Genomic DNA, 19,011 nt, shown 5'->3' on the forward strand with positions numbered 1-19,011 from the left:
CCACCGGTTACAGAAAAGCCAGCTGTACCAGCACCACCGGTTACAGAAAAACCAACTGCACCGACACCACCAGCTACAGAGAAGCCATCTGTACCAACAAATTCGAGTGTTAGTGCCTTTGAACAAGAGGTTGTGAAGCTAACGAATGTGGAACGAACAAAAGCTGGCTTAGCACCATTTGAGATGGATGAAAAGCTAATGGCGGCAGCACGTGAAAAATCACAAGATATGCAAAGTAAAAAATATTTTTCACATACGAGTCCAACATTTGGTTCACCATTTGATCGCATGAAAGCTTTAGGTATTACGTATAAGAGTGCAGGAGAAAATATTGCACAAGGTCAACGTACACCACAAGAAGTCGTGCAAGCATGGATGGATTCACCAGGTCACCGTGCCAATATTTTAAATGCTCAATTTACACATATTGGCGTTGGTTATGTGGAAAATGGTAATTACTGGACACAGCAATTTATTCAAAAATAATAGAATGAAAAGCTTTGTGAATGAGGTGTCAGGAAAGGTTTTGCCTTTCCTGACACCTTTTCAGTTTCGTTGAACAGATTTCAGGATTTAACGAGCGAATTTCGATGTTTAATGAGCGTATTGTTACTGTTAAACTTTAATGGTTGGGAGAAGGTAGGCTAACATGCCGTTTTTCATCCAATGATGTCAACATCCTTTCTGAGGGGATTCCCTTACATAAATTCCGTATAGCATCTATATCTTTTAAGCTGCATATAGTACAATAGGATGTTGTAAATTATTTTATCCCGTATTAACAGGCTGCAAGACCCCCCACTTCAAAACATCAGATAAAATCAACATGATTAAGTGGGAAGCCAACAGCCTATAAAACTCGATTGGTGAAACTACCAATCAGTGTGGGAGGAGGGAACTCCTACTGATTGCAAGATCACTTTATCAAATAAAATAAAGAGAATATTTAAATATAAGCTTGAAAGAATAGGGGAATTGATGTGAAACAAAAAACAATTATTTTAACAGGTGGAGGGACCGCGGGGCATGTGTCGCTGAATGAAGCAATTATTCCTTCGTTAATAAAAGAAGGATATGAAGTTCATTATATTGGTTCTTACGATGGCATAGAAAAAGAGTTAATCGGCAATAATTTCCCTGAAATAAAGTATCATAGCATTTCGAGCGGGAAATTGCGTCGCTATTTTTCGGTCAAAAACTTTACAGATCCATTTCGCGTTTTATATGGAATTAGTCAAGCCTTTTCAGTTATTCGTAAAGTAAAGCCCTCGGTTATCTTTTCAAAAGGAGGCTTTGTTTCGGTTCCTGTCGTCATGGCGGCAAAATTAGCAAATATCCCTGTCGTTGTACATGAATCCGATGTCACGCCAGGTTTAGCCAATAAGCTAGCGCTGCCATTTGCTTCACATGTTTTTACGGTATTTAAAGAGACGATGCAACATTTGCCAAGTGATAAAACAACATGTACAGGTTCGATTATTCGCCAGCAATTGTTCGAAGGGTCGCGTGAAAAGGGATTAGCATTGTGTCAATTCGAGCAAACAGCAAAAAAAGTATTGCTTGTAATGGGGGGAAGTCAAGGCTCAGTCGTACTAAATGATGCTTTGCGCATGAATTTGACCAACTTATTGCAACGCTATCATATCATTCATTTATGCGGTAAAGGTAATGTTGATGCATCGCTAGTATCGGTGCAAGGCTATAAGCAATTTGAATATGTAACAACAGAGCTGCCTGATTTACTGCATGCCGCAGATTATGTTGTCTCACGCGCAGGCTCTAACTCCATTTTTGAATTTTTAGCTTTACAAAAGCCGATGTTGCTTATCCCATTATCGGCTAGCAAAAGCCGTGGTGACCAAATATTAAATGCCAATTTATTTAAAAAGCAAAAATTTGCCCATGTGCTTGAAGAAGAGGCTCTAACAAAGCAATCGTTCAGCGATGCATTGAACTACGTTGTTGAGCATGAAAATGAAATGATTGATGCGATGGCTGATGCAGAGCGACCGAAAACACCAGATGAAATGGTTGTACTTATCACACAATACGAAAAATAATTGTAGGCTGACCGAAAAGTGGAGGAGTGCGTCACTTTTCGGTCAGCCATTTGGGGTTTGAACATAAAAAAGCTGACACGTTATCAAATTGTGTCAGCGATAATACTTACATTGCTTGCTCTTCCGCATCATCTTGCGCGTGAGCAGTTGTTAAGTAGAATAAGTCTTTTGGAATTTTAAATAAATCAAACTTCGCTTCTCCACGGTTAATTTGTTCTAAAAGAGCTGGGTGAGAGTCCTTTGCACAAACTACATATGGGAGCTTTAATGCTGCTGCCTTGGAACGGTAATTTTCTTTACGAATACGTAAAAATACTGTATGGAATTCATATTTGAAAAAAAGCTCTTGTAAAAACAACAATTTTGCTTTTTGGTTATAGCCCATTCCTTGAAATGGTTGCCCAATCCAAGTACCTAGGAAGCCTGCACCGTCCTGAATATCGTAAATACTAATTGTTCCAATTGGCTGTCCCCATTCATCTACGATTGTTCGTGAAATCGTTATGCCAACTTGCTCTTCCTCAATAAGTTGCTTGATCATAAATAAATATTCTTCTGCGGATGTTGCTTTTTGGCGAACATAAGGAAAAACAGAAGGATGGCTTAATAGTTGATAGAGTTCAGTTGCTTCATGTACGTCACGGTGTTTCAACATGCGAAACGCCTCCTTTAAAAAGAGTATAGGTAAAAAATCACAAGGCATGCATTTCGAACTTAACTCCTATATAACCTAGACATCTTACTATGTTACAACCTTTAGTTATTCGCTACTTTGCATATGAAATTTTGTTCCAGCTTCGAAGGAAGTTGAAAAATAACCGTTATAGGGCTACTAACGGTTATAAACATATAAAATATTTGCCAGAGGCTCTCTGACAGTTCAGCGAGTGCTGAATGAAGAGATATTTTCGTGAAAATATCATATAATATTATAGATCATTTATGCAAGTATTTTTCTCGAAAAAACTAAAAAAAGCTCGAAAAAGTCTTTTTATTCTGAATTATCAAAAAATAAATTCTTGAAATGAAAGAAACGGTATGTGTAAAGTGTACTATCTATTACGCCTTGGCTAACTCTAGTTCAGATTTTTTAAGCTGGCTTTCCAGTAGCATCTAACTTAAAAGCATCAGCGGTTCATTGACCTTTTTTCTTTAAAATCTGTGGTCAACACAATATTAGTTACTCGGTCATTGCATACATGTTATGGTGTTCTTGGACTGAGTTCTACTTTCACAGCAAGGAATTTGTGTGAATTATTTTTCTTGCATTCACCTCAATTTTTGTGGAAGAGGCAGGTGTGGAAAACACCTTTGCTTTCATGCAGTAAAGATTGTACCTGACGCTGCGCTTTCGGTATAGCAAACATTGCTGAATCAAGTTAAAAATAGCTATGTTCAGATGATAAATATTGTTATAATACATTTACAAATGCAATTCTATCTCTATGAGCGAGTTGTAAAAGGTTAAATCGGTAAGTATTTCCGTATGAGAGAACGCTTTACTTGTAAATTTTAATTAACTGCCATAGATTGAAATTTATTTTAATTTGTAAAAATATAGGAAATAATTATTTCTATAGATGTGGTTCTTAGGGCGTATAAATCCTTTTTGAATTATTATAAACTTGTGGTGAATGTTACGAATTTTTTGGGTAGAATGTGTGAGTATAAGCTTACGTAATTTAGGATAGAGTGAGTTTAGATATAAATGATATAAACTAAGTGTGGGGTAGGTGTCATAAATGATGATGCAACCATTTCTTTCAGAAAGCCAATTTAATATAATGTTTAAAAATAGTAAGGATATGGTTTTCTTTATGAAGAAAAAAGGCGAGGATTTTGAGTATTTATATATAAATACGAAAGCACGCCATCTTTTTAATATTGCTCCATGCGGAAAAACGGTTTCTGAAATTATGTCCAAAAACTTAGCGGAAACGATTTTGCATTATTATAACTTGGCTATTGAAACAAAAGAGCAGCAAAACTATCAAGATTATGATTATTATAAGAATGAAGTACGTAAGCATGAAACGACGGTATTTCCGATATTTGCAAATAATGAAGTTTTTATTTTAGGCATAGCAAAGGAAATTACGTTTGACCGTGATTTACAAGATAAATACTTATTTATGCGCTCTATTTTCTTCAAAACTTTTTTATCAACGGTATTAATATCGAATGATTTAAAGTTTTTAGAGGCAAATGAACGCTTTATAGATGACTTTGGTATTTGTTTAGAAAGTATGCAAGGGCAATCATTTCTAAGTTTACCACTAATTCAAGGTCCCTATGTATCGGAATGGAAAAGTTATTTAACAGATGCCCAAAATGGCGATAATTTCACTACGAAAATTGTTAAATTCATTGATAAGGAAAATAAAACGAGAAGCTTTACAGCGACATTTTCACCACTTGCGAGCACAAATGGCGACGTTCTTGCTATCTTTTTAATATTGCAAGAAGTGACCGATTTTATTGAGCAACAAAAAGAACTACGTGAAACATCACACGGTTTAGCAATTATAAAAAATGCAATCAATAATGCTGTCGAATTATCTATTATAGATGACGATAGAAAAATAATTGATTTAAATGACCGTTTTGTTGCGCGCACTGGCTATACGAGAGAAGAATTAATTGGTCAAACACATGATATATTAGATTCAGGCTATCATCCACCAGACTTTGGTGAAAAAATGTGGGAAAAGCTACGTCGTGGTGAAATTTGGCAAGGTGAAATATGCAATCGTTCAAAACAGGGTGAGCTGTATTGGGTAGATACAACAATTATTCCTTTAACAAATGCGGCTGGCGAAATTGATAGCTATTTCTCAGTAAATTACAATACCTCTGAAAAAAAGCGTTTAATGATTGAACTGCAAAATAGCGAGCGCACATTCCGAATCATTACTGAAAATATGAATGATTTTATCGTGATTATGGATGAGAATGGGATGATTCAATATGTCTCACCTTCCTATGTTCGGACATTTAAATACACAGAAGAAGAATTGATTGGCAAAAACTATTCCTCCTTTTTGACAGAAGAAAGTGAAACAACTTGGCTTTCAGCATTGAAAAATATGGAACGCCACGAAATGACAATCGAGCTTGCATTGCAGACAAAAAAAGGCGATGTGATTTGGACGGAAGGAAAATATAAGGCTGCAAAGGATGATCGTATAGAGCATGCTTATCAAATTATTATGGTATCACGTGAAATAACAGAACGTAAAAAGCTAGAGAATTCCTTACGTTTTATGGCCTATCATGATAATTTAACGCAGCTTCCGAATAGAAGATATTTAGAAAAGGAATTTCCGCGCGTACTGAATACGGCGAAGAAAAATAATCGCTCGATTGCAGTGCTTTATATCGATGGCGATAATTTTAAAGAAATCAATGATCAATACGGTCATGATGTCGGTGATGCCTTTATTAAATTGACGGGTGAACGAATTGCTTCGAGCATCCGAGAAAGCGATTTTGTTGTACGCATCGGGGGAGATGAGTTTGTTGCCGTATTAGCTAATCTATCTATTATAGAAAAAGAACGTAAAAAGGTGATACAAGATATTATTGAGCGTGTTAAATACAACTTGCAACTAGGAGCAGATATACAAGGCTACCATTTCAAGCCGACTGTATCGATTGGCGTTAGCTATTATCCTGATCATGCGGCAACGTTAGAAACATTGTTGGAAAATGCAGATAAAGCATTATACAAAGCAAAAACAGTAGAAAAAAATGGCTTCAAAATTTATGATGACGTACAATAAGGATAGTGATGAGGCTATCCATCAAAATGTCCTGAAGGCTTTTAATGGAGCTTTTAGGACATTTTTTTGATTCTGCGTTTCATGTTGTCACAACTTCTCGAGGCCGGCATGACGCAATTGTATCATTTTTTGAAAAATTGAGATGGAAGCTAGCTGAGGGGTAATGAATAAAGTATAGGATAATTTAAAAATGGTGATGTAAATGAAAAAAATATTATTAGTAGAAGACGAAAAAAATATTGCACGTTTTATCGAATTAGAGTTAAAGCATGAGCAATTTGATGTGAAATGTGTGTTCGATGGACGAGAAGGCCTAACCGAGGCACTAGCGAATCCTTATGACTGCATATTGCTTGATGTGATGCTGCCACAGTTAAATGGCATCGAGGTATGCAGAAGAATTCGTCAGCAGTCTGAAGTGCCAATTATTTTATTAACAGCTCGTGATGCGGTTATGGATCGTGTAGCAGGTCTTGATGCTGGTGCAGATGATTATATCGTGAAGCCATTTGCGATTGAAGAGCTGCTTGCACGCATTCGTTCTATTATGCGTCGTGTTGGCAAGCAAGGAGAGGACAAGCTTCTCATATGTCGTCACTTGGAAATTGATATGGAAGCATATGAAGTGACATTTGAAAAGAAAAGGCTCGATTTGACAAAAACCGAATATGACTTATTGGTGTTTTTAGCACAAAATATAAATAAAGTATGCACGCGTGAGCGTATTTTAGAGGCTGTATGGGGCTTTGATAGCGAAGTGGAGACAAACGTTGTCGATGTTTATATACGCCATTTACGCACGAAGCTGAAAACGTCGGAGCAGCCTTATATTGAAACGGTGCGCGGTGTCGGCTACGTGATGAGAGGTTGAGCGATGAAGCAATTATTTAATCGAATGTCGCTGAAAGAGAAGTGGATGCTGTCAACGGCCACAACCATTTTCATTAGCTATGCATTGATTTGTCTCATTTTGTATATATCTTTGCATACATGGCTATTAAACAACGAGGAGCGCGGGGCATTAAGGTCAGCAGATGATATGAGCTCCTTTTTTGAGACGCTTAGTCCAACAACGACCATCCAACAGTTACAGGACAGACTGAGCAATACGATTGGCAAGCAGGAGCAAACGATACGCATTATGAATTTTGATGGCATTAACATACTTTCTTTTAATGAAGTGTCGCCCGCTGTTCCAACAGTTGCAACATATGAAGAGCTATTAAACACGGTCATACGTAAAACTGACGATGCCTATATCGTCGAGCGCATTGTGCAAATTGGCCCTTTTCAAGGTTATATGCAATTAATACACCCGCTGACAACATTTCATAAAATGATGCAATATGTCTTGACAACGATGATACTTGTTGGAATTGGTGCATTATTACTCGTTGCATTGATTAGTTATTATTTAGCCAATCATTTAATTCGTCCAATCCAACAGTTGCGCGATTCTATGCGTTCGGTGCGCGATAAAGGCTTAACAGCACGCGAAGCTTTTACCTATCACGCAGATGATGAAATCGGTGACTTGCTAACCATGTATGATTCGATGTTAGAGGAGCTGAACATTTCTTTTACGCAGCAACAGCAATTTGTAGCGGATGCTTCACATGAATTACGCACACCGATTCAAGCGGTAGAAGGGCATTTATCGCTACTCGCACGTTGGGGCAAGGACGACCCACAAATTTTAAATGAATCGATTGCTAGCTCATTAACTGAAGTGCAAAGAATGAAAAAGATGATTGAGGAGCTTTTGCAGCTAGCTAGAAGGGAGCAGGTATCTGCTTCGGAGGCAGATGTCGCTGTTGTTTTAACACAAGTCATTAATGAGTTAACCGCCGTATATCCAGATACGCTATTTCAAGTTGAGGTAATAGAACAAAAAGAGTTAGCGGCTATTTCGCCTGAAGCGCTTGCACAAATATTGCGCAATATTATGGAGAACGGAATACGATATAACGAAACGGTGCCTGAAATAATTATTTCGACAGCACAGATTGATGGTTGCTTTTATGTTGAGATTAAGGATAATGGTATAGGGATTGCTAAAGAGCATCTGCCATTTATTTTTGATCGTTTTTACAGAGTGGATGAATCTCGCCAGCAAAAAGGTGGAGGTACAGGACTTGGTTTAAGCATTACAAAAATGCTTGCAACGAAATATCACGTTGAGCTGAAAGTGCAAAGTGAAATTCGACAAGGAACAACATTTTTGTTAAAAATTCCTTTGAAAAAGTGAGGAATTTCGGTAAGATGGTTTTGTTTTTCTATAGTTAGCTAAAAATTTGATTTATTTATCGAAAAATAGTTGTATTTTTTGTAGAGAGTAGTAAGATTGAAGTGGAAAAATGTTCTCTGCTAATTAGTGGAGAATATAAGTATACAAAAATAAATAGGTTCAGCTATATTTCAAGTAGTAGAGGGCCAAGAAATGTTTATTTTAAAATGGAACTGCCAGGCAGGCAAAATTTGGAGGTTATTCTCATGTCGAACAATGTATTACATGGTTCCCCTTGGTCAGCGTTTGCAGGCCCAAACTTAGGTTACGTCATGGAGCAATACGACTTATTTCTACAATCTCCCGAAGAAGTAGAACCAGCACTAGTTGAATTGTTTCAACAATACGGAGCGCCCGTTTTAGTAGAGGGGGGCGTTGAAGTTGCTGTAACTGGAGGAGCAGTTACTTCACAAGCTGATTTCAGCAAAGTATTAGCTGCTGTAAAATTAGCACAATCAATTCGTACTTATGGTCATCTAGCCGCGGATATTTATCCATTAAACAACCGCGCACTTGACAAGGCGAAAGTTGAAGAAAGCGCATTCGGCCTAACTTTGGCTGATTTAGCTGAAATTCCAGCTGCTGTATTCTTTAAAAATGTACCAGCTGGTATTCAAAATGGTCGCGACGCAATTGCCTATTTAAAGTCTGTTTATACAGATAAAATTGCATTTGAATACAATCAAGTAGGTACAACTGAGGAGCACGAATGGTTCCAGTCTCAGATTGAATCAGGAGCGCTATTTGCAACAGTATCAGCAGATGAAAAGAAAGCGTTATTAGACCGTCTAACACATGTTGAAAACTTTGAAAAATTCATTCATAAAACATTTGTAGGTCAAAAGCGTTTCTCAGGAGAAGGTTTAGATACACAAATTGTGCTATTTGATGAAATTTTAAAAACAGCTGAAGCAAAAAATGTGAAAAATGTACGTATTGGCATGGCACACCGTGGACGTTTAAATGTATTAACACATATTTTAAACAAGCCATATGATATGATGTTCTCTGATTTTGCACACGTATCAAATGAGCTATTTATGCCAGAGCATGGACGTTTACAAATTACAAAAGGCTGGACAGGCGACGTGAAATACCATATGGGCGCGTCTTACGTACGTGATTCAGGGATGACTGTAAAGCTTGCTTATAACCCATCGCATTTAGAAATCGGTAATCCAGTTGTGCTAGGTTCAACACGCGCAACACAGGATGATGTATTCGTAAATGGTTCTGCGCAGCACGATGCTACTTCGGGCTTAGGAATTTTAGTGCATGGTGACGCAGCATTCCCAGGTCAAGGGATTGTAACGGAAGTAATGAACTTTGCGAAAACGAAAGGCTTTACAACAGGTGGTACAATTCATATTATCGCGAATAATATGATTGGCTTCACAACAGAGCTTTATGATTCTCGTTCATCAACATATTCGTCAGATCCTGCAAAAGGCTATGATATTCCTGTCATTCATGTGAACGCAGACCATCCAGAAGCAGTAGCTCAAGTAGGACGCTTTGCAGCAGAATACCGCCAAAAATTTGGTAAAGATATTATCGTTGATTTAATCGGTTATCGCCGTTATGGTCATAACGAAACAGATGATCCGACTGTAACAAACCCAGAAACATATAAATTAGTATCAAAGCATGACCCAGTGCGTGTGCTTTATGGTACAAAATTAGTTGCTGAAGGGCTTGTAACAGAGGAGCAAGTAAAAGCTCTTGATAACGCTGCCTATGCAGAAATGCAGGCTGCATATGATCACGTGAAGGAAATGGCAGAAAAAGATGAGCATAAGCATCTTGAAATGCCAGAAGCGTTAAAAGTAGATTTCCCACAAGTTGACACAACGACGAGTGTAGAGCGCTTACAAGCGATTAATGAAGATCTACTTGTGTTTGCTGAAGGCTTTGAGCCACAAAACAAGCTAGGGAAAATTTTAGAGAAACGTCGTGATGCATTTGCAACAGGCAAAATTGACTGGGGTCATGCAGAAACATTAGCATTTGCTACGATGCTACAAGATGGCACACCAATTCGTTTCACTGGTCAAGATGCACAGCGTGGTACATTCTCTCAACGTCACTTAGTATTGCATGATAAAAACAATGGCAGCGAATTTACACCGCTTCATCATATTCAAGATGTAAATGTATCATTCACAGTATATAACTCTCCATTAACAGAGGCTGGAGTAGTTGGCTTTGAATATGGCTATACGCTAGAAAATGATAATGTATTAGCAATTTGGGAAGCACAATTTGGTGACTTCGCCAACATGGCACAAGCAATGTTCGATAACTTCATTTCAGGTGCTCGTGCAAAATGGGGTCAAAAATCAGGCTTAGTTATGCTTTTACCACATGGCTATGAAGGTCAAGGTCCTGAGCACTCATCAAGCCGTATTGAGCGCTATTTACAAATGGCTGCTGAAAATAACTGGTTCGTGGCAAACTGCTCAAACGCCGGTAACTACTATCACTTATTACGTCGCCAAGCTGCATTGCTAGGTACAGAAGGTGTACGTCCATTAGTTGTGGCATCACCGAAGTATTTATTACGTCACCCATTGGCAGCAGCAAATGCAGAGCAATTAGCTAACGGTTCATTCCAAGAAATTATCGAGCAACCTGGTTTAGGTACGAAGGCAGAAGCAGTAGAGCGTATCGTACTAGGTACAGGTAAAGTGATGATCGATTTAGCAGACCGCGTAAAAGATGGGGCAGACTTCGACCATTTACACATCGTTCGTGTAGAGCAATTATATCCATTCCCAAGTGCGCAAATTGCGGATGTCATTGCGAAATATCCAAATGCTAAGGAAGTTGTTTGGGTACAAGAGGAGCCAAAAAACCAAGGCGCTTGGAACTATGCAATTGAAAACTTATACGAGCTTTCAGAAGGCAAAAAACTGCGCTATGTAGGACGTCCTGCAATGAGCTCAACATCTGAAGGCGATGCAGATGCGCATAAAGAAGCACAAGCGGCAATTATTTCGGAAGCCGTAACAGAGACAGCGAAAGTAAAATAATAGTATAATGTTATAGACAGTGTAGTTGTCTGAAAAGCAGCCTTACGTTGCGCTTTTCAGACAACGATGTAGATTTTTTTGAAGGATTCATTATTTGAAAAAGTGGTGCTATTTTTTGAAAAGTTGAAAACACTGAATTGACTTTTACAATGAATGAGTAAAATGAGGTTTTTCGTTGTTCAGAAGGTATCCCAATTTCTGGACAACCCAATTAAAGGAGGAAATAAAAGTGGCTGAGATTAAAGTCCCTGAGTTAGCAGAATCGATTACAGAAGGTACAATTGCCCAGTGGGTGAAAAAAGTTGGAGACCGTGTAGAAAAAGGCGAGTTTATCGTTGAATTAGAAACAGATAAAGTAAACGCAGAAATTATTTCAGAAGAAGCAGGTGTATTAACGCAAATTTTAGCTGAAGAAGGCGACACAGTTCTTGTTGGACAAGTAATCGCAGTTGTAGAAGCAGGCGAAGGCGCAGCTCCTGCACCGGCAGCACAAGAAGCGGCACCAGCAGCTCCTGCACAGGAAGCTCCAAAAGCTGCAGCAGCACCAGCTCCAGTTGTTGAAACATCAAACGAGCGCGTAGTAGCAAGCCCAGCGGCACGTAAATTAGCACGTGAAAAAGGAATCGATTTAGCGGCTGTATCTCCAGTAGATCCACAAGGTCGCGTTCGCGTTCAAGACGTAGCAGCTCACGGTACAGCACCAGTGGCAGCAGCGCCAATCGCAACGAATAACGGTCCAGTCGTATTTGCTCCAGCGGCAGACACTGACCGCGTAACAGTTGAAAAAATGTCTCGTCGTCGTCAAACAATTGCAAAACGTCTACTAGAAGTGAAGCAATCAACAGCGATGTTAACAACATTCAACGAAATTGACATGACAAACATTATGGCATTACGTAAACGCAAGCAAGAGCAATTCGTGAAAGACAACGACATTAAATTAGGCTTCATGTCATTCTTCACAAAAGCGGTTGTAGCAGCACTTAAGAAATACCCTTACGTAAACGCACAAATCAACGGTGACGAAATTCATTTAAACAACTTCTTCGATATCGGTATCGCCGTATCAACAGAAGAAGGCCTAGTTGTACCTGTAGTACGCGATGCAAATGCTAAAAACTTTGCAGACATCGAAAAAGATATCGCAGATTTAGCGAAAAAAGCACGCGACAAAAAATTAGGCTTAAACGACATGGCAGGCGGTTCATTCACAATCACAAACGGTGGTGTATTCGGCTCATTAATGTCAACACCAATCATGAACGGTACACAAGCAGGTATTTTAGGTATGCACTCTATCGTTCAACGTCCAGTAGCAGTAAACGGCGAAATCGCAATCCGTCCAATGATGTACGTGGCATTATCATATGACCACCGCATTATCGATGGCAAAGATTCTGTAGGCTTCTTAAAAACGGTTAAAGAGTTAATCGAGAACCCAGAAGATTTATTATTAAACTCATAATTTCAAATGAAAGCAGTCAGGCGCGGTGCCTGACTGCTTTTTTGTGGGTGGAAAGTCCCGATTCGCCCAACGAACAGCGGAATTCGCCCAATCAAGGTCCAAATTCGCCCAACGAAGCATGAAATTCGCTCAACCAATCACTGAATGCGCCCATTGAATATGGAATGGGGCGATTAATTTGTATCTAAATGCCGAATAATCATGGTTTGATTTCAAAACTTCTATGTTGTAATCGTAAACACGAATATACCTTCTTTTTTCTTAGATGATTTAAAAAACAAACACTAAAAGAATATTCGATAAATGAAGCCCTGCCAGTCCAGCAGGGATAAAAGCCCATAAATATCTTTTTTGCTCCAAATTATAAGAAGCTAGTAATGACCAACAGGCAATGCTAAATACTTGAAACCACAGTGATTGATCTGTATCGAGGATTCTTTTTATCCAAAGTAGATAATAACAAAAACCCATGACTAAACTCCAAAATGTCCAAGTGATAATGGCTCTGATTTTGCTTTTTTGCTTCACTTTATGTAGCCTTTTATCGTTATGATTTTGTGCCAAAATAGGATTCCCCTCTTGGAAAAATAAACTTTTAATTCTAATTATATCAAAGGAGTAAATGGAAAAAAAGATAAATAAATATAGATTAACTGCTAAATAATTTCTTATAGACAATTTTTTCAAACTGTCATTAAGCTAAATCATGTTGACAACAATAATTTCCTAGTATATGATTTAGCTAATAACTGTATAAGTAATGCCTCACGTTCTAGTGAGGTAGAGGCGCGATATTTAATAGTTTTTCATGGAGTTTTGAGCAACAGTGAAATGAAGAAGAAGGAAATATCGCCGAAGTATATCGGTAAGCTCGTATTCGATATGCTGGGTCTGTAGTGAATAATTACAGGACTGTCTTGGGTATTTCTTTCCAATCTACTCAAGTTGTGCTATCTCATCAATGGAACTAAGAGGATTTGGGCTTTTATTTTATTAAATGGCAGCGACCTAAAATTCTTTAGGTCGCTTTTTTGTATAGAATAAAGCCTAAAAAACTAATAAAAGGAGAAATTTTACATGAACAAAAAACTATTTATGATGCTAGTTGCTATGTTAACGGTGCTTGTTTTAGCTGCATGTGGCACTAGTGACAAAACATCGGGAGACGGAAAAAAAGTTTTAAAAATTGGTATGGAGGCAGGCTACGCACCTTTTAACTGGACACAGCAAACAGATGCAAATGGTGCGGTGAAAATTAGCGGCTCTGCTGAGTATGCGGGTGGCTATGATGTACAAATCGCGAAAAAAATTGCGGATGAACTAGGTATGGAGCTGGAAATTGTTAAAACGGAATGGGATGGTCTAGTACCAGCGTTACAATCAGGTGTTGTCGATGCGATCATCGCGGGGATGAGCCCAACAGAAGAGCGTAAGCAATCCATCGATTTCACATCAAATTACTATACGTCTGATTTCGTTATTGTTGTGAAAAAAGGTAGCCCCTATGAGAATGCCAAAACATTAGCTGATTTTTCAGGTGCAAAAATTACATCGCAGCTAAATACGTCAAATTATTTAGTAATTGACCAAATTCCAGGCGTTAAAAAGGAAGTAGCAATGGATAGCTTCCCAGCAATGCGTATAGCGATTGAATCAGGTGCAGTGGATGGCTACGTAGCAGAACGTCCAGAAGCGATTTCGGCTGCAATGGCAAATAAAAACTTTGCCTATGCAGAGTTAGAGGATGGCTTTGAAACAGATCCTGGTGCGACAGATGTTGCAATTGGTGTACGAAAAGGTTATGACCTAACTGATAAAATGAGTAAAATTTTAGATGCTATTTCTGAGGATGAGCGACAAAAATTAATGGAAGAAGCAATTGCTAGTCAGCCAGCAGCTGTTGAGTAAAAAAACTTCAAGCGATTGGTGTTACACCAATCACAGTGTAAAGGAGCTGTCTCAAATAATGTTTAGGCAGCTCCTTTAAAATAATAACAGCCTGCTATTAGGGGGATTTTTATGAGTTTAGAAACCGTTATTTCGATTTTACAAAATAACTGGCCGATGTTTTTGCGCGGCGCATATATGACGCTTCTTATTGCAATCATTAGTACAATTATTGGTGCGTTTATCGGATTTTTTATCGGTATTATGCATACGATTCCAATGAAGTCATTGTCATTGAAAACAGTCTTAATCAAAATTAGTAATTTTCTTTTAACTTGCTATGTAGAAGTTTTCCGTGGTACACCAATGATTGTACAGGCGATGGTCGTCTTTTATGGTCTATACGCATATGGTATTGACTTAGATCGATTTGTCGCAGCACTTGTTGTTGTTGGTTTAAATACAGGTGCCTATATGGCTGAAATTGTTCGCGGTGGTATCGTATCGATTGATAAAGGGCAGTATGAGGCAGCACAAGCGATTGGTATGAATCATGTTCAAACGATGATTTTCGTCGTGCTACCACAAGTGGCACGCAATATTTTACCAGCAACAGGAAATCAGCTTGTCATGAATATTAAAGATTCTGCTGTTTTAAGTGTTATTAGTGTGACAGAGCTATTCTTTCAAACGAAATCTGTCGGAGGGGCAAACTTTAAATATGCAGAATCCTTTTTAATTGCAAGTATTCTATATTTGATTATGACATTTACAGCAACGCGCCTTTTACGTCTAATGGAGCGCAAATTAGATGGACCTAATGCGTATCAAGTAGACAAAAAAGGGAAAAAGGAGGGGCAAATGCAATGACAGCGGTAATTGAAATTAAAAACTTAAGCAAATCATTTGGCTCTCATGAAGTGTTACGCGATGTGAATTTTTCGGTTAAAAAAGGTGAGGTTGTTTGTTTAATTGGTTCATCTGGTTCAGGAAAATCAACGCTTTTACGTTGTGTGAATTTACTTGAAACGCCTTCAGGTGGAAGCATTATTTATAATGGTGATAATATTTTAGATAACAAGCATGATTTAGAGGAATATCGCACACATTTAGGCATGGTATTTCAGCAATTTAATTTATTCAATAATTTAAATGTCCTTGGCAATTGTACAGTTGGTCAACAGAAGGTACTAAAGCGTAGCAAAGCCGAAGCGATTGATAAGGCGATGAAATATTTAGAAATTGTCGGAATGGCAACATATAAAAATGCGAAACCACGTCAGCTATCTGGTGGGCAAAAGCAACGTGTAGCCATTGCACGTGCGTTAGCGATGGACCCGGAAGTGATGCTATTTGATGAGCCGACCTCGGCACTTGATCCTGAAATGGTAGGGGAAGTATTGAAAGTAATGCGTGCACTTGCGGATCAAGGCAACACGATGCTTATTGTGACACATGAAATGGAGTTTGCACGTGAAGTCGCAGACCGCATCGTCTTTATGGATAAAGGGGTCATTGTCGAGGAAGGGCATCCAGAACAAGTCTTAGTTAACCCACAACACGAGCGCACAAAGGAGTTTTTAAAGCGCACATTGAAATAGAATGTTGAGAAGCTTTCAAAAAATAGTTGCCAAGAAAGTAGGCGCTAGTCATGTTTTCCATATGAAAGCGCAGGTGCATACTTTCTTGACAGTCCTTCATTTTCACTATGTAAAATTAACGTCTGGAATTCCATTCAGAAACGATAATAAAAATAATAGCAAAAGCAATGGCTAAAGCCCAAAACCAACTTGGTATGCTTGACATAGTATATCACCTCATGCATTATTTTAGCATGCTTGTAAAAGCGCTTCAAATGAATGCTTAATAAAGTGAGTCACGGATTGGGTTTCACAGGCGGGTGATTTTAACTTCTTCACTTCAAGATTTTAATTTAGTTCTTATTACCTATTGATGTGGAATGAAGTTAAATTATTTATGCGAAATGCTATCATTAAAGATAAAAATCGTATAAAATAGTAGGGAAATCAATGTTCAGTTCATAAAGTGAGGTTACGTTCATGTTACATTTAAAATGGAAAGAGGCACCTACGATTCGCACAGTAAAATGTGTACATACGAATGCCGCAAAATATTTAGTATCCAATGTGTTAACAGTTGGCAAAGAGTATGAAGTGAAAAATGAAACAGAGGAATTTCTTTTTGTCGTAGATAACACAGGTAAAGTTGGCGGTTACTACAAAGATTATTTCGAATGAAAAAATAGCTGTTGAAAAAGCATTGCGCAATGCTTTTCAACAGCTATTTTTATTTAGTCATTCTTTTCTGCGCGGCAGCGCCAATGTTTATATACTTTAAATTGATTCAAACACATCATTTGTTTTAGCATGTACACGCAATGTTTCTTCGATATCTTGTACGAGCTTCAATTGTGTTTGTTTAAATTGGTCGATATCTGAATGGCTGATGCCTGCTCGTTTTGATTTCATTTGAAGCATTTTGCCGTTTTTGCGTGCTAGCTCATCAGATGCGCGCATCAATTTATCTTGCGCTTCTGCCACACGACGCTGTTGATTCATTGTTAAGAGCGTAGAAATTTGTGTTTGCCACATCGGAATAGTCGTCATCACAGATGCCTGTATTTTATCGATTAAGAGCTGATTGGTTTGCTGCATTAAACGAATTTGTGGTGCTGCTTGAATGGCGATTTCTCTTGATATTTGCATATCATATAGGCGGCGGTCAAGCCATTCAATGGCCATTTTTTGATCATTTAATTGTTGCAATGCCATTGGCTCAGTTGGTTCGACAATAGGAAGCTGCTTTTTCACATCGGCCAGCTTTAATTCACCAGCTGCGATATATACGTTAATTTCCGCAAAATATTGCTCGTTCAGTTTATATAGATCATTTAATAGTTTGAAATCACGCAATAAACCCATTTGTGCATGTTCTAATTGGATTGCAAGGCGGTCAATTTGCTTACTCATCCTTTTGTAATGTGTCATGACTTCCTGTGTTGATTGCTTTTGTTTTGAGAAAAACTTGCTTAAAAACCCTTTTTCCTCTTGAACAAGCGCATCGGGATTAATTTGCTCTAAATAAGAAATAAGCTGCGCTAATACTTCACCAACTTTACTATGATCTTTTCGATGAATATGCACCGCCATATTGGCAGTAAAATCACGAAGAGCTTGCTGAGCCTGTAAGCCGAAAGCAAGCACATTTTCGTATATATGGATTTTTAGTTCGCTCGCTAAACGAAGCGCACGACTTTGATCATGTTCGCTAAGTGCAGCATAAAGAGGGCTGACAGATTGGTTTACTTGTGCAAGCTGAAATTCTTCTTCTGCAATCTCTGCAAAGCGACTCCCTGCATTTTTAAAAGCTTCAAATGGATTTTGTTGCATGATTATTCACCACCGATTAAACGATCTTTCCTTTTTTTATTTTCTAGCTTGGCAAAATCAAGCTCTAGCTTTAGATGTTCAATATCAGAGCTTAATGCAAGCTTTAAGTCATCTTCCATTGTAGCATACAAATCCTTTAGTGTTTTGCGTGTTTCTTCTAATGCTAAATGGATTTCAGTGCCGCCAACCTGCTCTTTTGTTAATAATGTGTATTTGTCTATTAATTGTACAGCCGAGGGGAGGTGTGAGTAAAAGAAATCCTCCACTGCATAAAATTTTTGTGGATTTGTTTGCACAATACCAATAATTCGTTTTGCCAGTTTATTCATTTCATTGATTAATTTAAAAGAACGAACAGAACGGACGCGTACATATTGTTGCATAAGTAAAGCTAAGTCATTTTTCGCCAGCTTAATATGATGTTCGATATGATTATACTCTGAGCGCGTTAAGCCAAGCGTTTTGCTGCGTTTCGATTTTTGCAATGCTAAGATTCCTTTATTGCTTGCATAATAGCTTGCAATCGTTAACAGCGGCACGATAAAAATGCCTAAATCAAAATTAATAACTGTAATAACAAATACAGCAAAGCTAATGATTAAGCTTAGACCATGTCGATTGAGAAAATTCATTGTACTAAGCATTTTCGTACCTCCTCTATATATATTACTACTACTAAATACGAGCTGGCTGAAAAAAAGTTTCATTAATCTATCTTTTCTTTTTATTTTACGCTAAAAATGACTGTAGGCAAAGCCGAAAAATGGCTTTGCCTACGAACGAGCACCGAGCGCTTATATAATGTCGGTTTTCATCGTTTTATAACCTTTTAAGTCATCAAAAATTTCTAAAGTAAAACGGTTGGATTGTGCTTGTAGGCTAACTCCTTGCTGAACAAATTGAATAAATTCATCCACAGCTGCAGTTGTTCCTTCAATCTCCGCTTCGATATTATTTTTTTGATTTAATATGCAGTAGCCTTTTAAACCAAGCTCAAGTGCTTTTTGCTTAATGAAAAAGCGATGACCTGTTCCTGTAGCATCTCCAGAAAATATCACACGTGCACGTTTCATCGTGAGCCGACACTC

Annotated in this window: 16 protein-coding genes and 1 riboswitch; of the genes, 11 read left to right on the forward strand and 5 right to left on the reverse strand. The window is 38.1% G+C overall.

Features of this window, described 5'->3' with window-relative positions:
• Together C9J34_RS07850 and C9J34_RS07855 are read left to right on the forward strand one after the other, a co-directional pair.
• Positions 1-486, forward strand: a 486-nt coding sequence (locus tag C9J34_RS07850) for a CAP domain-containing protein (RefSeq protein ID WP_238600596.1), incomplete at its 5' end; no start/stop codon positions are given.
• Between the two features lie 494 nt (positions 487-980).
• Positions 981-2,060 carry an undecaprenyldiphospho-muramoylpentapeptide beta-N-acetylglucosaminyltransferase gene (locus tag C9J34_RS07855; protein ID WP_107839309.1) on the forward strand — a complete coding sequence of 360 codons (1,080 nt, stop codon included), beginning with the start codon at positions 981-983 and terminating at the stop codon, positions 2,058-2,060.
• Between the two features lie 106 nt (positions 2,061-2,166).
• On the opposite strand, the gene C9J34_RS07860 is transcribed toward C9J34_RS07855, so the two are convergent.
• A complete protein-coding gene (locus tag C9J34_RS07860) occupies positions 2,167-2,715 on the reverse strand; it encodes a GNAT family N-acetyltransferase (RefSeq protein ID WP_107839310.1) in 549 nt (182 codons plus the stop codon).
• Positions 2,716-3,805: 1,090 nt separating this feature from the next.
• On the opposite strand from C9J34_RS07860, the gene C9J34_RS07865 reads away from it, so the two are divergent.
• The 5 genes from C9J34_RS07865 to odhB all read left to right on the forward strand — a co-directional run bounded on the left by C9J34_RS07865 (position 3,806) and on the right by odhB (position 12,626).
• Positions 3,806-5,842: a sensor domain-containing diguanylate cyclase gene (locus C9J34_RS07865; RefSeq protein ID WP_193768932.1), complete on the forward strand. Its 2,037-nt coding sequence runs from the start codon at positions 3,806-3,808 to the stop codon at positions 5,840-5,842.
• Between the two features lie 202 nt (positions 5,843-6,044).
• Positions 6,045-6,713, forward strand: coding sequence for a response regulator transcription factor (locus C9J34_RS07870; RefSeq protein WP_107839312.1), 669 nt, complete (start codon positions 6,045-6,047; stop codon positions 6,711-6,713).
• A 3-nt stretch (positions 6,714-6,716) separates the two neighbouring features.
• Positions 6,717-8,090, forward strand: a complete 1,374-nt coding sequence (locus C9J34_RS07875) for a sensor histidine kinase (protein WP_107839313.1) — start codon at positions 6,717-6,719, stop codon at positions 8,088-8,090.
• 245 nt (positions 8,091-8,335) lie between these two features.
• Positions 8,336-11,161: a 2-oxoglutarate dehydrogenase E1 component gene (locus C9J34_RS07880; protein WP_107839314.1), complete on the forward strand. Its 2,826-nt coding sequence runs from the start codon at positions 8,336-8,338 to the stop codon at positions 11,159-11,161.
• Between the two features lie 229 nt (positions 11,162-11,390).
• Positions 11,391-12,626: a 2-oxoglutarate dehydrogenase complex dihydrolipoyllysine-residue succinyltransferase gene (gene odhB, locus C9J34_RS07885; protein WP_107839315.1), complete on the forward strand. Its 1,236-nt coding sequence runs from the start codon at positions 11,391-11,393 to the stop codon at positions 12,624-12,626.
• A gap of 270 nt (positions 12,627-12,896) precedes the next feature.
• On the opposite strand, the gene C9J34_RS07890 is transcribed toward odhB, so the two are convergent.
• Entirely contained in the window at positions 12,897-13,190 is a 294-nt protein-coding gene (locus C9J34_RS07890; protein WP_107839316.1) for a hypothetical protein, read from the reverse strand.
• A 209-nt stretch (positions 13,191-13,399) separates the two neighbouring features.
• A riboswitch (Lysine riboswitch) is annotated at positions 13,400-13,587 on the forward strand.
• Between the two features lie 116 nt (positions 13,588-13,703).
• On the opposite strand from C9J34_RS07890, the gene C9J34_RS07895 reads away from it, so the two are divergent.
• The 4 genes from C9J34_RS07895 (at position 13,704) to C9J34_RS07910 (ending at position 16,771) form a co-directional block, all read left to right on the forward strand.
• Positions 13,704-14,534: a transporter substrate-binding domain-containing protein gene (locus C9J34_RS07895; protein WP_107839317.1), complete on the forward strand. Its 831-nt coding sequence runs from the start codon at positions 13,704-13,706 to the stop codon at positions 14,532-14,534.
• A gap of 111 nt (positions 14,535-14,645) precedes the next feature.
• Complete coding sequence (locus tag C9J34_RS07900) at positions 14,646-15,383, forward strand: amino acid ABC transporter permease (RefSeq protein WP_107839318.1); 738 nt, start codon at positions 14,646-14,648, stop codon at positions 15,381-15,383.
• Positions 15,380-16,114, forward strand: coding sequence for an amino acid ABC transporter ATP-binding protein (locus C9J34_RS07905; RefSeq protein WP_107839319.1), 735 nt, complete (start codon positions 15,380-15,382; stop codon positions 16,112-16,114). Before C9J34_RS07900 ends, C9J34_RS07905 begins: the two co-directional genes overlap by 4 nt.
• A 459-nt stretch (positions 16,115-16,573) precedes the next feature.
• A complete protein-coding gene (locus C9J34_RS07910; protein WP_107839320.1) occupies positions 16,574-16,771 on the forward strand; it encodes a DUF6501 family protein in 198 nt (65 codons plus the stop codon).
• 96 nt (positions 16,772-16,867) lie between these two features.
• Here C9J34_RS07910 and C9J34_RS07915 read toward each other — a convergent pair whose 3' ends face one another.
• From C9J34_RS07915 to C9J34_RS07925, 3 genes are all read right to left on the reverse strand, one after another.
• On the reverse strand, positions 16,868-17,923 hold the full coding sequence (locus C9J34_RS07915) for a toxic anion resistance protein (protein ID WP_238600597.1): 1,056 nt from the start codon (positions 17,921-17,923) through the stop codon (positions 16,868-16,870).
• A gap of 2 nt (positions 17,924-17,925) precedes the next feature.
• Positions 17,926-18,567, reverse strand: a complete 642-nt coding sequence (locus tag C9J34_RS07920) for a 5-bromo-4-chloroindolyl phosphate hydrolysis family protein (RefSeq protein WP_107839322.1) — start codon at positions 18,565-18,567, stop codon at positions 17,926-17,928.
• Positions 18,568-18,717: 150 nt separating this feature from the next.
• Positions 18,718-18,996, reverse strand: a complete 279-nt coding sequence (locus tag C9J34_RS07925) for an acylphosphatase (RefSeq protein WP_107839323.1) — start codon at positions 18,994-18,996, stop codon at positions 18,718-18,720.
• Positions 18,997-19,011 lie beyond the last annotated feature (15 nt).

It is taken from the genome of Metasolibacillus meyeri (assembly GCF_003049505.1).
Lineage (GTDB): Bacteria > Bacillota > Bacilli > Bacillales_A > Planococcaceae > Metasolibacillus > Metasolibacillus meyeri.